This is a genomic window from Azohydromonas lata NBRC 102462, assembly GCF_001571085.1.
In the GTDB taxonomy this organism is placed as follows: Bacteria; Pseudomonadota; Gammaproteobacteria; order Burkholderiales; family Burkholderiaceae_C; genus Azohydromonas; species Azohydromonas lata.
The window spans coordinates 1-14692 of record NZ_BCTC01000059.1; the positions used below are offsets into that span (position 1 = coordinate 1).

At 69.6% G+C, this 14692-nt stretch carries 13 protein-coding genes; 5 read left to right on the top strand and 8 right to left on the bottom strand.

Annotated elements, in window-relative coordinates:
* From ALA01S_RS19235 to ALA01S_RS19260, 6 genes are all read right to left on the bottom strand, one after another.
* On the bottom strand, positions 1–1557 hold a 1557-nt coding region (locus ALA01S_RS19235; protein WP_066339781.1), incomplete at its 3' end, for an electron transfer flavoprotein-ubiquinone oxidoreductase.
* Positions 1558–1579: 22 nt separating this feature from the next.
* The gene (locus ALA01S_RS19240; RefSeq protein ID WP_066339710.1) at positions 1580–2512 is read right to left on the bottom strand and encodes an electron transfer flavoprotein subunit alpha/FixB family protein; all 933 of its coding nucleotides are present in this window, start codon (positions 2510–2512) and stop codon (positions 1580–1582) included.
* Position 2513: 1 nt separating this feature from the next.
* On the bottom strand, positions 2514–3275 hold the full coding sequence (locus ALA01S_RS19245) for an electron transfer flavoprotein subunit beta/FixA family protein (RefSeq protein ID WP_066339713.1): 762 nt from the start codon (positions 3273–3275) through the stop codon (positions 2514–2516).
* Positions 3276–3292: 17 nt separating this feature from the next.
* Positions 3293–4468: an acyl-CoA dehydrogenase gene (locus ALA01S_RS19250; RefSeq protein WP_084267723.1), complete on the bottom strand. Its 1176-nt coding sequence runs from the start codon at positions 4466–4468 to the stop codon at positions 3293–3295.
* Between the two features lie 15 nt (positions 4469–4483).
* Positions 4484–5647: an acyl-CoA dehydrogenase family protein gene (locus ALA01S_RS19255; RefSeq protein ID WP_066339718.1), complete on the bottom strand. Its 1164-nt coding sequence runs from the start codon at positions 5645–5647 to the stop codon at positions 4484–4486.
* 9 nt (positions 5648–5656) lie between these two features.
* The gene (locus ALA01S_RS19260) at positions 5657–6862 is read right to left on the bottom strand and encodes an acyl-CoA dehydrogenase family protein (RefSeq protein ID WP_066339724.1); all 1206 of its coding nucleotides are present in this window, start codon (positions 6860–6862) and stop codon (positions 5657–5659) included.
* Positions 6863–7052: 190 nt separating this feature from the next.
* On the opposite strand from ALA01S_RS19260, the gene ALA01S_RS19265 reads away from it, so the two are divergent.
* Positions 7053–7874: an IclR family transcriptional regulator gene (locus ALA01S_RS19265; RefSeq protein ID WP_066339725.1), complete on the top strand. Its 822-nt coding sequence runs from the start codon at positions 7053–7055 to the stop codon at positions 7872–7874.
* Positions 7875–8035: 161 nt separating this feature from the next.
* Here ALA01S_RS19265 and ALA01S_RS19270 read toward each other — a convergent pair whose 3' ends face one another.
* Together ALA01S_RS19270 and ALA01S_RS19275 are read right to left on the bottom strand one after the other, a co-directional pair.
* Positions 8036–8767, bottom strand: a complete 732-nt coding sequence (locus ALA01S_RS19270) for a 2-phosphosulfolactate phosphatase (RefSeq protein ID WP_066339727.1) — start codon at positions 8765–8767, stop codon at positions 8036–8038.
* Positions 8767–9213, bottom strand: coding sequence for a PaaI family thioesterase (locus ALA01S_RS19275; RefSeq protein WP_066339728.1), 447 nt, complete (start codon positions 9211–9213; stop codon positions 8767–8769). Before ALA01S_RS19275 ends, ALA01S_RS19270 begins: the two co-directional genes overlap by 1 nt.
* A gap of 251 nt (positions 9214–9464) precedes the next feature.
* Between ALA01S_RS19275 and ALA01S_RS19280 the strand changes: the two genes are divergently transcribed.
* The 4 genes from ALA01S_RS19280 (at position 9465) to ALA01S_RS19295 (ending at position 14686) form a co-directional block, all read left to right on the top strand.
* On the top strand, positions 9465–11558 hold the full coding sequence (locus ALA01S_RS19280) for a 3-hydroxyacyl-CoA dehydrogenase NAD-binding domain-containing protein (protein WP_066339731.1): 2094 nt from the start codon (positions 9465–9467) through the stop codon (positions 11556–11558).
* Positions 11559–11593: 35 nt separating this feature from the next.
* Positions 11594–12772 carry an acetyl-CoA C-acyltransferase gene (locus ALA01S_RS19285; protein ID WP_066339733.1) on the top strand — a complete coding sequence of 393 codons (1179 nt, stop codon included), beginning with the start codon at positions 11594–11596 and terminating at the stop codon, positions 12770–12772.
* A 67-nt stretch (positions 12773–12839) separates the two neighbouring features.
* Positions 12840–13613 (top strand): SDR family oxidoreductase, encoded by a 774-nt coding sequence (locus ALA01S_RS19290; RefSeq protein WP_066339736.1) that lies wholly within the window; start codon positions 12840–12842, stop codon positions 13611–13613.
* 8 nt (positions 13614–13621) lie between these two features.
* Positions 13622–14686 (top strand): phosphotransferase family protein, encoded by a 1065-nt coding sequence (locus ALA01S_RS19295; protein WP_066339739.1) that lies wholly within the window; start codon positions 13622–13624, stop codon positions 14684–14686.
* Positions 14687–14692: the final 6 nt, after the last annotated feature.

Below are 14692 nucleotides of genomic sequence, written 5' to 3' on the forward strand. Positions count from 1 at the left end.
ACCCTCGGCCGGCACGAACTCGTACACGCCCGCGGGGCAGTAGCGGCTCTCCGGCCCGGCGAACTTGGGCCAATTGATGCGTGTGGGCACGCTGGCGTCCTTGAGCGTGAGGTGCGCCGGCTGGTTCTCCTCGTGGTTGGTGTTGCTGATGAACACCGAGGACAGCCGGTCGAAGCTCAGCACGCCGTCGGGCTTCGGGTAGTCGATGCGCGGGAAGTCGGACGCCGGGCGCAGGTTGACGTGGTCGGGCAGCTTGCGCTCCACGGTCCACGGCGCCTTCTTCACCCCCAGGCGCGGCAGCAGCCACTGCTCGATGCCGGTCATCAGCGTCGCGGTGGTGCGGCCCTTCTTGAACCACTGCTTGAAGTTCCTGGCCTGCTGCAGCTCGGTGAACAGCCAGCTCTTCTCGAAGGCCTCCGGGTAGGCCGCGAGCTCGTCGCCGCTGCGCCCGGCCTGCAGTGCCTCGAAGGCGGCTTCGGCGCACAGCATCCCGCTCTTGATCGCGGCGTGGCTGCCCTTGATGCGGCTGGCGTTGAGGTAGCCCGCGTCGCAGCCCACCAGCGCCCCGCCGGGGAACACCGTCTTGGGCAGGCTCAGCAGCCCGCCGGCGGTGATGGCGCGCGCGCCGTAGGAGATGCGCCGCCCACCCTCCAGGTGCTGGCGCACGGCCGGATGCGTCTTGAAGCGCTGGAACTCCTCGAAGGGCGACAGCCAGGGGTTCTGGTAGTCCAGGCCCACGACGAAGCCGATGGCGATCTTGTTGTCGGCCGCGTGGTAGAGAAAAGAGCCGCCATAGGTGTCGGGCTCCAGCGGCCAGCCGGCGGTGTGCACTACCAGGCCCGGCTTGTGGTTGGCGGCGGGCACTTCCCACAGCTCCTTCAGCCCGATGCCGTAGCTCTGCGGCGCCTTGCCCGCGTCCAGGCTGAAGCGCTCGATAAGTTGTTTCCCAAGATGTCCCCGGGACCCTTCGGCAAACACCGTGTACTTCCCGAGCAGCTCCATGCCAAGTTGAAAATTCTCAGTGGGCTCGCCGTCCTTGCCGATGCCCATGTTCCCCGTGGCGATGCCGCGCACGGCGCCGTCCTCGGTGTACAGCACCTCGGCAGCGGCGAAGCCGGGGAAGATCTCCACGCCCAGAGCTTCAGCCTGCTCGGCCAGCCAGCGCGTCACCTCGCCCAGGCTGACGATGTAGTTGCCGTGGTTCTTGAAGCAGTCGGGCAGCAGCCCGTGCGGGGTGGTCTTGAAGCCGGCCTCGGAGAGGAACAGGAACTCGTCCTCGGTGACCGGCTGCTTCAGCGGCGCGCCCTTTTCTTTCCAGTCCGGGAACAGCTCGGTGAGCGCGATGGGGTCCATGATCGCGCCGGAGAGGATGTGCGCCCCGGGCTCGGAGCCCTTTTCCAGCACCACCACCGACACCTCGCGGTCCGCCGCGGCGGCGAGCTGCTTGAGCCGGATGGCGGTGGCCAGCCCCGCGGGGCCGGCGCCGACGATCACCACGTCGTAGTCCATGGACTCGCGCGGGCCGTATTGCTCAAGCAGTTGCTGCGGAGTGGTCATCGGGCACCTCGTGGACTGTGACTCACAGCGCGTTGACCAGCTGGGGCACGACCTCGAAAACGTCGCCCTCCAGGCTGTAGTCGGCCACCGAGAAGATCGGCGCCTCTGGGTCCTTGTTGATCGCCACGATCACCTTGGAGTCCTTCATGCCGGCCAGGTGCTGGATGGCACCGCTGATGCCGCAGGCGATGTACAGGCTCGGCGCAACGATCTTGCCCGTCTGGCCCACCTGCCAGTCGTTGGGCGCGTAGCCCGCGTCCACCGCGGCGCGCGAGGCGCCCAGGGCGGCCCCCAGCTTGTCGGCCAGCGGCGTGAGCAGTTCCGTGAACTTCTCGGCCGAGCCCAGCGCACGGCCACCCGACACGATGATCTTGGCGGCCGTCAGCTCGGGGCGGTCGCTCTTGGTCAGCTCGCGGCCGACGAAGGCGCTCTTGCCGCTGTCGCCCACGGCGGCCAGGTTTTCAACCGCGGCGCTGCCGCCGGTGGCGGGCGCGGCGTCGAAGCCCGTGGTGCGCACGGTGACCACCTTCACCGCGTCGGCGCTCTGCACCGTGGCGATGGCGTTGCCGGCGTAGATCGGGCGCTCGAAGGTGTCCGCACCCAGGACCTTGGTGACGTCGCTGAGCTGTGCCACGTCCAGCTTGGCGGCCACGCGCGGGGCGGCGTTGCGGCCGTTGGCAGTCGACGGAAACAGGATGTGGCTGTAGCTGCCGGCCACGGCCAGCACCTGCGCCGCCACGTTCTCCGCCAGCTGCGTGCCCAGCGCGGGCGAGTCGGCGTGCAGCACCTTGGCCACGCCCTGCACCTGGGCGGCGGCCTGCGCCACGGCGGCGGCGTTCTCGCCGGCCACCAGCACGTGCACCTCGCCGCCGCAAGCCAGCGCGGCGGTGACGGTGTTGAGGGTCGCGCCCTTGAGCTGCGCGTTGTCGTGTTCGGCAATGACGAGTGCGGCCATGTCAGATCACCTTGGCTTCGTTCTTGAGCTTGTCCACCAGCGTGGCCACGTCGGGCACCTTCACGCCGGCGCCGCGCTTGGGCGGCTCTTCCACCTTCACGGTCTTGATGCGCGGCGCCACGTCCACGCCCAGGTCGGCCGGCTTGATGGTCTCCATTGGCTTCTTCTTGGCCTTCATGATGTTGGGCAGCGTCACGTAGCGCGGCTCGTTCAGGCGCAGGTCGGTCGTGACGACCGCCGGCAGCGTGACTTCCACGGTTTCGAGACCGCCGTCCACTTCACGGGTCACCTTGGCCTTGCCCTCCAGAACTTCGACCTTGGAGGCGAAGGTGGCCTGGGGCAGGTCGGCCAGCGCGGCGAGCATCTGGCCGGTCTGGTTGTTGTCGTCGTCGATGGCCTGCTTGCCCAGGATCACCAAGCCCGGCTGCTCCTTGTCGATGAGCGCCTTGAGGATCTTGGCCACGGCCAGCGGCTGCAGCTCGAAGGACGGATCGTTGGGGGTCTCGACCAGGATGGCGCGGTCCGCGCCGATGGCCAGCGCGGTGCGCAGCGTCTCCTGGCAGGCGCTTGCGCCGCAGGAGACCACGATGACCTCCGTGGCGACGCCTTTCTCCTTGAGCCGCACAGCTTCCTCGACGGCGATCTCGTCGAAGGGGTTCATGCTCATCTTCACGCCGGCGAGGTCCATGCCGGAGCCGTCTGACTTCACGCGGACCTTGACGTTGTAGTCCACCACCCGTTTCACGGGCACGAGGATCTTCATGGCTGTCTCCTTGTCTGTCAGAACGCGGCGATGCCGGTCTGGGCTCGGCCCAGGATCAGCGCGTGGATGTCGTGCGTGCCCTCGTAGGTGTTGACCACCTCCAGGTTCACCAGGTGGCGGGCGATGCCGTACTCGTCGCTGATGCCGTTGCCGCCGAGCATGTCGCGCGCCAGGCGCGCGATGTCCAGCGCCTTGCCGCAGCTGTTGCGCTTCATGATGGACGTGATCTCTACCGCATCGGTGCCTTCATCCTTCATGCGCCCCAGCCGCAAGCAGCCCTGCAGACCGAGCGTGATCTCGGTCTGCATGTCGGCCAGCTTCTTCTGGATCAGCTGATTCGCCGCCAGCGGCTTGCCGAACTGCTTGCGGTCCAGCACGTACTGGCGCGCGCGGTGCCAGCAGTCCTCGGCCGCGCCCAGCGCGCCCCAGGCAATGCCGTAGCGCGCGGAGTTCAGGCAGGTGAACGGACCCTTGAGGCCGCGCACTTCCGGGAAGGCGTTCTCCTCGGGGCAGAACACCTGGTCCATCACCACCTGCCCGGTGATGGAGGCACGCAGCCCCACCTTGCCGTGGAGGGCAGGGGCTGACAGGCCCTTGAAGCCCTTTTCCAGCACGAAGCCGCGGATCTTGCCCTCGTCGTCCTTGGCCCAGACCACGAACACGTCGGCAATCGGGCTGTTGGAGATCCAGGTCTTGGTACCGGTGAGCTCGTAACCGCCGGCCACCTTGCGGGCGCGCGTGATCATGCTGCCGGGGTCGGAGCCGTGGTCGGGCTCGGTCAGGCCGAAGCAGCCGATCCACTCGCCGGTGGCGAGCTTGGGCAGGTACTTCTGCCGGGTCGCCTCGTTGCCGAACTTGTAGATCGGCACCATCACCAGCGAGCTCTGCACGCTCATCATCGAGCGGTAGCCCGAGTCCACGCGCTCGACCTCGCGCGCGATCAGGCCGTAGGCCACGTAGTTCAGGCCCGGGCCGCCGTACTGCTCGGGAATCGTGGGGCCGAGCAAGCCCATTTCTCCCATCTCGCGAAAGATGGCCGGATCGGTGTGCTCGCTTCGGAAGGCCTCCAGCACGCGCGGCGCCAAGCGACCCTGGCAGTAGTCGTGCGCGGCTTCGCGCACGGCGCGCTCGTCGGCATCAAGCTGCTGTTCCAGCAGCAGCGGATCGTCCCATTGGAAGGGGCTGGACATCATCGTCTCCTTGGGAATTCAGGCCTGGGCTGCCTGCAGCGCCTCGCGCTGCGACAGTGCGGCGAAGCGCTGCAGGTGGGTGTCGGTGTCGCCCATGCTGGTCTCGATGGCCAGCAGGCGCTTGAACCAGTGGCTGAGCACGAGCTCGTCCGTCATGCCCATGCCGCCGTGCAGCTGCACCGCTTGCTGGCTGATGAAGCGGCAGGCCTGGCCTACCACCACCTTGGCCGCGGACAGCGCCTGGCGACGGGCCTGGTCGTCGGGGTCGGTGCAGCGCATGGTCGCCAGGTAAGTCATCGAGCGCGCCTGCTCCAGGTGCAGCAGCATGTCCGCGGCACGGTGCTGCAGAGCCTGGAAGCGGCCGATGGGCTGGCCGAACTGCTGGCGCGTGCGCAGGTACTCGGTGGTGGCATCCACCGTGGCCTGCAGCAGGCCCAGCGCCTCGGCGCACAGGGCCGCCAGTCCGATGTCGAGCGCACGCTCGATGGCCAGCAGCGCCTGCCCCGGCGTGCCCAGCACGGCCTGCGCCGGCACGAAGCAGCCGCGCAGCTCGACCTCGGCGGCGCGGCGGCCGTCGATGGTGGCGTATTCGCGCAGGCTCAACCCCGCCGCCCCGCGCGGCACGCGCAGCAGCAGCACGCCGTCCGCATCCTCGGGCGCGCCCGACAGGCGTGCCGACACCAGCAGCTCGTCGGCCGCGGCGGCGTCGCAGACCACGGCCTTGCGGCCATCGAGCACGTAGCCGTCGCCTTCCACCGCCGCACGCGTCTGCACCCAGGCAGCCATGCCGCGTGCCGGCGCCTCGTGGTGTGCCAGCACGACGATGCGCTCACCCGAGGCCATCGCGGGCAGCAGCTCGGCCTGCGCCGCCTCGTCGCCGAAGTCGCGCACCAGCACGGTGGTGATCACGGCGCTGGAGAGCAAGGGCTCGCACGGCAGCGCCGGCGCGCTGGCCTGCATGGCGAGCATCGTCTCCACGGGGCCGAAGCCCAGGCCGCCCTGCGCCTCCGGCACGTTGATGGCCAGCACCCCGAGCTCGGCCAAGCTCTGCCACGCCTGGCGGCTGAAGCCTTCGGCGCTGGCGGCGATCGCGCGGCGCTTCTCGAAGCCGTAATCGTTGCGCACGAAGCGCTCGATGGTGTCCTGCAGCTGCCGCTGCTCTTCGCTGAAATTGAAGTCCATGGCAGGTCCTTAGAGGCCGAGGATGATCTGGGCGACGATGTTCTTCTGGATCTCGTTGGAGCCGCCGTAGATGGACAGCTTGCGCAGGTTGCAGTAGGCGGCTGCCAGTGGCAGCGCGTGGGCCGGGCCGGGCGGCTCGACGTCCTGGCCTTCCAGCGCCTCGGGCAGGAAAGGCAGTGCATAGGGCCCCACGGCCTGCACCAGCAGCTCGGAAATCTGCTGCTGGATCTCCGTGCCCTTGACCTTGAGGATTGAGGCCTCGGGCCCCGGCGCGCGGCGCTCGCTTTCGGCCGAGAGCACGCGCAGGTTCGTGACCTCCAGCGCCATGAGGTCGATCTCCACCTGGGCCACGCGCGCGGAGAACAGCGGGTCCTCCAGCAGCGGGCGGCCGTTCTTGCGCTCGCGCGCGGCCACGGCCTTGAGCCGCGCCAGCTCCCGCTTGGCGATGCCGATGCCGGCGATGTTGGTGCGCTCGTGGCCGAGCAGGAACTTGGCGTAGGTCCAGCCTGCGTTCTCCTCGCCCACCAGGTTCTCGGCGGGCACGCGCACGTTCTCGAACCAGACCTCGTTGACCTCATGCGCGCCGTCGAGCGTGATGATGGGCCGCACGCTGATGCCCGGGCTCTTCATGTCGATGAGCAGGAAGCTGATGCCGCGCTGCGCCTTGGCCGCGGGGTCGGTGCGCACCAGGCAGAAGATCCAGTCGGCATGCTGTGCCAGCGTGGTCCAGGTCTTCTGGCCGTTGACGATGTAGTGCTCGCCCTGCGCATCGGCGCCGCGCACCGCGCGGGTCTTGAGCGAGGCCAGGTCCGAGCCCGAGCCGGGCTCGGAGTAGCCCTGGCACCACCAGTCGAGACCGGCCTGGATGCGGGGCAGGAAGCGCTGCTGCTGCGCCGGCGAGCCGAAGGCCATGATCACCGGCGCCACCATCTTGATGCCGAAGGGGATCAGCCGCGGCGCGCCCGCGGCAGCGCACTCCTCGTCAAAGATGTACTGCTGCGCCGCGCTCCAGCCGGGGCCGCCGAACTCGCGCGGCCAGCCGGGCGTGCTCCAGCCGCGCCCGTGCAGCGTGCGCTGCCACAGCAGGTGGTCGTCGCGCGTGAGATGCACGCCGTTCCTGACCTTGTCACGAATGGGCTCGGGCAGCGACTCATGCAGGAAGCCACGCACCTCCTCGCGAAAGGCCTGGTCCTCGGGGCTGAAGTTCAGATCCATGGGGTCTCCGGTCTGTTTGGTTCCGCTGTGCAAAACTGAATTCTGCAAAACAGCACAAATGCATTGTTGATGCGCAGCGCGACCCTGTCAACTTCTCCATAGCGGAACTGGGTCCATTTCCGGCGGGATGGCGCCGACCGTCACGCGGTTTTGTGTTCCACTAGAAGGATCAGAACTACAGAGTGACGTCATGGACAGGCCTGCCAACATCCAGCTCGAGCCGGAGGCCGAAGGCAGCGAATCCGGTGCCAAGGAAGACCGCCACTTCGTCACCGCGCTGGCGCGCGGGCTGGAGGTGCTCGCGTGCTTCCGCTCCGGCGACAAGACGCTGGGCAACCAGGAGATCGCGCAGCGCTGCGGCTTGCCCAAGTCCACCGTCTCGCGGCTGACCTACACGCTGACCAAGCTGGGTTACCTGATCCAGCTGGAGGACAGCGGCAAGTACCGGCTGGGCACCGCCACGCTGTCGCTGGGCAGCGCGATGCTGGCGAAGCTGGACGTGCGCGCGGTGGCGCGTCCGCTGATGCAGGAGCTGGCGGACTTCTCCCGCGCCATGGTGTCGCTGGGCGCGCGCGACCGCATGTCGATGATCTACGTCGAGAACTGCCGCTCGTCCTCGGCGCTGACGCTGAGCCTGGACATCGGCTCGCGCATCCCGGTGGCGGCCACCGCCATCGGCCGCGCCTGGCTGGCGGCCATTCCCGAGCGTGAGCGCGTGGAGTTCATGGAGCGGGTGCGCGAGTTCGACGAGACGGCCTGGCCCGAGACGGAGCGCGGCATCCGCAAGGCGCTGGAGGACTACCGCACCCTGGGCGTGACCTGCTCCTTTGGCGACTGGCAAAAGGACGTCAACGCCATCGCCCGGGCCTTCAACCCCGGCGGCGGCCTGCCGCCCATGGCCATCAACTGCGGCGCGCCGTCCTTCCTGCTGTCCAAGGACTTCCTGTTGGAAGAGGTGCGCCCGCGCCTGATCGAGACGGTGAGCCGGCTTGAAGGGATGCTGGCGCGTTGAAGACACTTGTCATGCCTGCGAAGGCATGACGGCGTCGTTCCCGAGCCGGCCCGCTGCTGCCCGGGGAACACGCTTTTGGCTGGCCTGCCTCGCGGTGGACCGTCCGTCAAAGGTGCCAGGCACTCTTCCGGGACAGCGGCGCCAGCCGGCCAGCACCGGGTTCAGCCTGCCACAAGCCGCTCGCCGTCCATCCTGGGCACCACCTCCAGCACGCTCTCGCGCGCCGCGTAGTCCAGGTCGGCCGCGTGCGCCTTTTCCACCATCCGCTGCCCCACGCGGGCCTGCCACAGCGGGTGCCCGTTCCCGTGCGGCAGGCCGCGCGTGTGCGTGTAGAGCAGGGCCGCCGCCAGTGCCGCGTCGCTGAAGCGCCGCGAGCCCGGGGCTTGGCTCAGCAGGGACACCAGGCAGCCCGCGCCGTAGAAATCCTCCAGGTTGAAGCGCCCGGCCGAGCCGGCGCAGGCCAGCACCACGGTGCGCTCCGGATGCACGCGCAACAGGTACTGCGCGACCGCCGCGGCATTGACCAGCGCGCTGGCCAGCACCTCGGCTGCACCCCGGGCGCGCAGCAGCGCCACGGTGCCATTGGTGGTGCTGTAGATCAGGCGCCGCCCGGCCAGCGGCTGCGCCAGGACCGCCAGCGGGGTGGCCGCCACGAAGCCCGGCAGGGTCTCGGCCATCCATTCCCCGGCGGCCACGCCGGGTGGCGCGTCCGGGCGCTGCAGCTCGGCCCGGGCCGCCTCGGCATCCGGCATGGGCCGCACCTCGGTGCAGCCGCCGTCCAGCGCCGCGGCCATGGTGGTGGTGGCGAACAGCACGTCCAGCACCACCACGACCTTGCCGGCCAGGCGCTGCGGGTCGATCTCTTCCTTGCGGGTGAGCACGTGTACCTTCATCAGGCGTCACCGGCAGGTTTGCGGCCGGTGTCCGCCACGGCGAACACGCCGGTGGCACGCAGCACCAGGCGCTCGCCGGCGCCGATGAGGCAGTCGGCAAAGGCCAGCCGGCCGCCCAGGCGCCGGAACTCCACCCGGGCCTCCAGCCACTCGCCCAACTGCGCCGACGACAGGAAGTCGGTGTTGAGGTTCACCGTCACCAGCGGTCGGTTGTAGCGCGGGTGGCGCGACAGGTTGATGCCCAGCGCGCCGTCGGCCAGCGTCGTCAGCATGCCGCCATGCGCCACGCCGATGTGGTTGGCGTGCTGCGCCGCCACGCGCAGGCCGAGCACGCTGCGGCCGTCCTCGGTACGGCGCCGGTACAGCGGACCCAGCACGGAGAAGAAGGGGCCGGCGCCGGCAAAGGGCTCGAAGCCGGCGGGAAGGTCGAGGCAAAGGGCGTCCATGCGGCAGCACCGTCCAGGGTTGTGGTGGTGAGACTATAGTCTGCAATGCAGAACATGGTTGCGATTCCAAGGTGCCGTGTCCTGCAGGCTGCGTACCTGCGAAAAGCCCACGTCTCCTCTGCAGGTCAATAACTAGGCGTTTACCCGTGGTCGCTTTACAGCGCGGTGAAGCACCACTAGCATGGCGCTTAATCGGAACCGTGTACTGCATTGCAGAACAGTGAGTTCAACTTGTTGTCGAGGACCCGCGCATGAACTTTTCCGCTTCCTGCATCCGGCATGGCGCCGTCGCCGTCATCACGCTGGACAACCCGCCGGTCAACGGCATCAGCCATGCGCTGCGCAGCCGCGTGCTGGCGTTGCTGGACGAGGCACTGGCCGATGCACAGGTGCGCGCGATCGTGCTCACGGGCGGCGAGAAGCTGTTCTCGGGAGGTGCCGACGTACGCGAGTTCGGCACGCCCAAGTCCAGCCAGCAGCCCAACCTGCCTGCGCTGATCGCGGCGCTGGAGTCCTCGGCCAAGCCGGTGGTGGCTGCCATCGCAGGCACCTGCCTGGGCGGCGGACTGGAGCTGGCGCTGGGCTGCCATTTCCGCATCGCCAAGGCGGACGCCTCGCTGGGCCTGCCCGAAGTGAAGCTCGGCCTGCTGCCCGGCGCCGGCGGCACGCAGCGCCTGCCGCGGGCCATCGGCCTGGAGGCGGCACTGAACATGATCCTCTCCGGCGAGCCGCAGCCGGCGGCACGCTTCGAAGGCAGCGGGCTGCTCGACGCGGTGGTGAAGGAAGGCGACCTGGTGGAGGCCGCCGTTGCCTTTGCCGAGCAGGTGGTGGCCGAGGGCCGGCCGCTGAAGCGGCTGCGCGACGTGAAGTTGGAGCAGGCCGGCTCGGAAGCCTTCCTGCAGTTCGCCCGCACGCAGGTCAAGGCGTCGAGCCGCTTCCTGCCGGCGCCGCTGAAGTGCGTGGACGCGGTGGCGGCCTGCGTCTCGCTACCCTTTGACGACGGCCTGCGCTTCGAGCGCGAGCTGTTCCTGGGCCTGATGAACACGCCCGAGTCGCGCGCGCTGCGCCACGTGTTCGCGGCCGAGCGCGCCGCCTCGAAGGTGGACGTGCCGGCGGGCGCGCCGCTGCGCGAGGTGCGCCAGGTCGGCATCATCGGCGCGGGCACCATGGGCGGCGGCATCGCCATGGCCTTTGCCAACGCGGGCATGCCGGTCGTGCTGCTGGAGGCCAGCCAGGCGGCCCTGGACAAGGGCTTCAACACCATCCGCGCCAACTACGAGGGCTCGCTGAAGAAGGGCAAGCTCACCCAGGCGCAGCTCGAGCAGCGGCTGGCGCTGATCACCCCCACGCTGAGCTACGAGTCGCTGCGCGACGCCGACCTCGCCATCGAGGCGGTGTTCGAGAGCCTGGAAGTGAAGGAACAGGTGTTCCGCACCCTGGACGAGGTGATGAAGCCGGGCGCGATCCTGGCGTCCAACACCTCGGCGCTGGACCTGGATGCCATCGCCCGCTTCACGCGGCGTCCGCAGGACGTGATCGGGCTGCATTTCTTCAGCCCTGCCAACGTGATGCGGCTGCTGGAAGTGGTGCGCGGCGCCGCCACCGCGCCCGAGGTCCTGGCCACCGCCATGCAGCTGGCCAAGCGCATCAGGAAGGTCGCCGTGGTCTCGGGCGTGTGCGACGGCTTCATCGGCAACCGCATCCTGGCGCGCTACGGCGCCGCGGCCAACGACCTGCTCAACCGCGGCGCGCTGCCGCAGCAGGTGGACCGGGCGCTGGAGGACTTCGGCTTCGCGATGGGGCTGTTCCGCGTCGGCGACCTGGCCGGCCTGGACATCGGCTGGGCCGGCCGCAAGCGCCGCGCCGCGGCCAACCCGGGCCAGGACTTCAGCATCGTCGCCGACCGCGTCTGCGAGGCCGGCCGCTTCGGGCAGAAGACCGGCGCGGGCTGGTACCGCTACGAGCCGGGCCGGCGCGATCCGATCCCCGACCCCGTGGTCACGCAGATCATCGAGCAGTGGCGCGCCGAGCGTGGCCATGCCACGCGCGCCATCGACGCGCAGGAGATCGTCGAGCGCTGCGTGTTCGCGATGGCCAACGAGGGCGCCCGCATCCTGGCCGAAGGCATCGCGCAGCGCGCCTCCGACATCGACGTGGTCTATCTCAATGGCTACGGCTTCCCCAAGCACCGCGGCGGCCCGATGAAGTACGCCGACGAGGTGGGCCTGCCCTACGTGGTGCGCCGCTTGAAGGCCTTTGCCGCCGAAGCCGGCGCTGACCCGGCGCTGTGGACACCCGCGCCGCTGCTGCTGCAGCTCGCCGCCGAGGGCGGCAGCTTCAACTGAAGGCCGTTCGCCGGCCCGAACAGGAATTCCGCACCATGACCGACGCCGTCATCGTCTCCACCGCCCGCACCGGCCTGGCCAAGAGCTGGAAGGGCGCCTTCAACATGACCTATGGCGCCACGCTGGGCGCGCATGCCGTGCGGCACGCGGTGGCGCGCGCAGGGGTGGACCCGGCCGCGATCGAGGACGTGGTGATGGGCGCCAGCTTCCTCGAAGGCACCACCGGCGGCAACGTCGCGCGCGCCATCGCGCTGCGCGCCGGGCTGCCCGTGAGCACCGCGGGCATGAGCCTCAACCGCTTCTGCGGCTCGGGCCTGCAGGCCATTGCCATCGCGGCGCAGCGCGTGATGGCGGGCGAGGTGCAGGCCATCGTCGCCGGCGGCGTGGAGAGCATCTCCTGCGTGCAGAACGAGGCCAACCAGCACATGCGCCGCGACCCCTGGCTGCTGCAGCACAAGCCCGAGCTGTACTGGAGCATGCTGCAGACGGCCGAGCAGGTGGCATGCCGCTACGGCATCGACAAGGCGTCGCAGGACGCCTACGGCGCGCGCAGCCAGCAGCGCGCCGCGGCGGCGCAGGCGGCCGGGCGCTTCGATGCCGAGATCGTGCCCATGACCACGACCATGGGCGTGGTGGACAAGGCCAGCGGCCGCATCACGACCCGCGAGGTCACGATCTCGGCCGACGAGGGCATCCGCCCGGACACGACGCTGGAGGCGGTGAGCCGCATCCGTCCCGCGCTGCCCGGCGGCGTGGTGACGGCGGGCAACGCCAGCCAGTTCTCCGACGGGGCTTCCGCTTGTGTCGTGATGAGCGCCCAGCGGGCCGAGCAGCTGGGCCTGCAGCCGCTTGGGATTTTCCGCGGCTTCGCGGTGGCCGGCTGCGAGCCCGACGAGATGGGCATCGGCCCTGTGTTCGCCGTCCCGAAGCTGCTGCAGCGCGCCGGCCTCAAGACCGAGGACATCGGGCTGTGGGAGCTCAACGAGGCCTTTGCCTGCCAGGTGCTGTATTGCCGCGACCGGCTGGGCATCCCGGACGAGCTGCTCAACGTCGACGGCGGCGCGATCGCCGTTGGCCATCCCTATGGCGTGAGCGGCTCCCGGCTGACGGGGCATGCGCTCATCGAGGGCAAGCGCCGCGGCGCCAGGTACGTCGTGGTGACGATGTGCATCGGCGGCGGCCAGGGCGCGGCCGGGCTGTTCGAGGTCTGCTGATCACCGCAGCCCTCACTCCCCGGCGGAACGCCCGCCGGGCAGGCAAGCAACGACACAGGAGACATGTATGGGCGTGATGGACCTGTTCCGGCTCGACGGCCAGGTGGCACTGGTTACCGGCGGCTCGCGCGGGCTGGGGCTGCAGATGGCCCGGGCACTGGGCGAAGCGGGCTGCAAGGTGGCGATCAGCGCGCGCAAGGAAGGCGAGCTGGCCGAGGCGAAGGCGGCCCTGGAGGCCGAGGGCATCGAGGTGTTCACCATCGTCAACGACCTGCAGCAGTTCGACCGCATCCCGGCGCTGGTCGAGGCGGTGGTGCAGCGCTTCGGCGACATCGACATCCTCGTCAACAACGCCGGGGCCACCTGGGGCGCGCCGGCCGAGGAGTACCCGGACGAGGCGTGGCACAAGGTGATGAACCTCAACGTCAACGCGCCGTTCTTCCTGGCGCGCGAGGTGGGCCGGCGCTGCATGATCCCGCGCGGGCGCGGCAAGATCGTCAACGTCGCCTCGGTGGCGGGCCTCAAGGGCATGGCACCAGGCGTGCACACCATCGCCTACAACACCTCCAAGGCCGCGGCGATCAACTTCACGCGGGCCCTGGCTTCGGAGTGGGGGCGTTACGGCATCAACGTCAACGCGATCTGTCCCGGCTTCTTCCCTTCGAAGATGTCGGCTGGCCTGCTGGAGAGCATCGGAGAGCAAGTCCTTGCCCGCGCGCCGCTGCGGCGTTTGGGCGGAGACGAGGACCTGATGGGCGCCGTGGTGTTCCTGGCCAGCGAGGCCTCCCGCCACATCACCGGCCAGTACCTGGCGGTGGACGGCGGCACCTCGGCGCTGTGAGTAGCCCCATGAGCGACGCACAGGCGCAATTCAGCGGCACCCGAGCGGTGGCGCCGCAGCATGCCTTCGACATCGGGGCCCTGCAGGCCTGGATGCGCAAGCAGGTGCCGGGCTTCGAGGGCACTGTGGAAGTCGAGCAGTTCAAGGGCGGCCAGTCCAATCCCACCTTCAGGCTCACGGCGGGCCAGCGGCGCTACGTGATGCGGCGCAAGCCCCCAGGGCAACTGCTGCCCTCGGCGCACGCGGTGGAGCGCGAGTTCCGCGTTATGCAGGCGCTCGCGGCGACCGACGTGCCGGTGCCGCGCGTGCACGCGCTGTGCGAGGACGCGTCGGTGATCGGCTCGGCCTTCTACGTGATGGACTGCGTCGAAGGGCGCATCCTGTGGGACCCTGCCCTGCCGGGCATGGAACCGGCCGAGCGTGCGGCGCACTACGAGGAGATGAACCGCGTCATCGCCGCGCTGCACGGCGTGGACCCGGCCGCGGTGGGCCTGGCGGACTACGGCAAGCCGGGCCACTACATCGAGCGCCAGGTGGCGCGCTGGACGCGGCAATACCGCGCGGCAGAGACGGAGCCCATCCCCGCTGCCGACGCGCTGATCGACTGGTTGCCCAGGCACCTGCCGGTGGCGGTGCCGGCGCGCATCGTGCACGGCGACTTCCGGCTCGACAACGTGGTGTTCCACCCCACGCAGCCGCGCATCCTGGCCGTGCTGGACTGGGAGCTCTCGACGCTGGGAGACCCGCTGGCCGACTTCGCCTACCACTGCATGCGCTGGCGGCTGCCGGCGCCCGGCGGCCTCGCCGGCGTTGATCTGCAGGCGCTGGGCATCCCGTCTGAAGGCCAGTACCTGCGCCGCTACCTGGAGCGCATGGGCAGCGGTGCGGCGCTGAGCGAGGCCGACTGGGGCTACTACCTCGTGTTCAACATGTTCCGCCTGGTCGGCATCCTGCAAGGGGTGGCCCATCGTGCGCTGCAGGGCAATGCCTCCAGCGCCCAGGCGGTGGAAACGGGCAAGCGCGCCCGCCCGCTGGCCGAGCAGGCCTGGGCGCTGGCGCAGACGATCCGATAGGGAGAC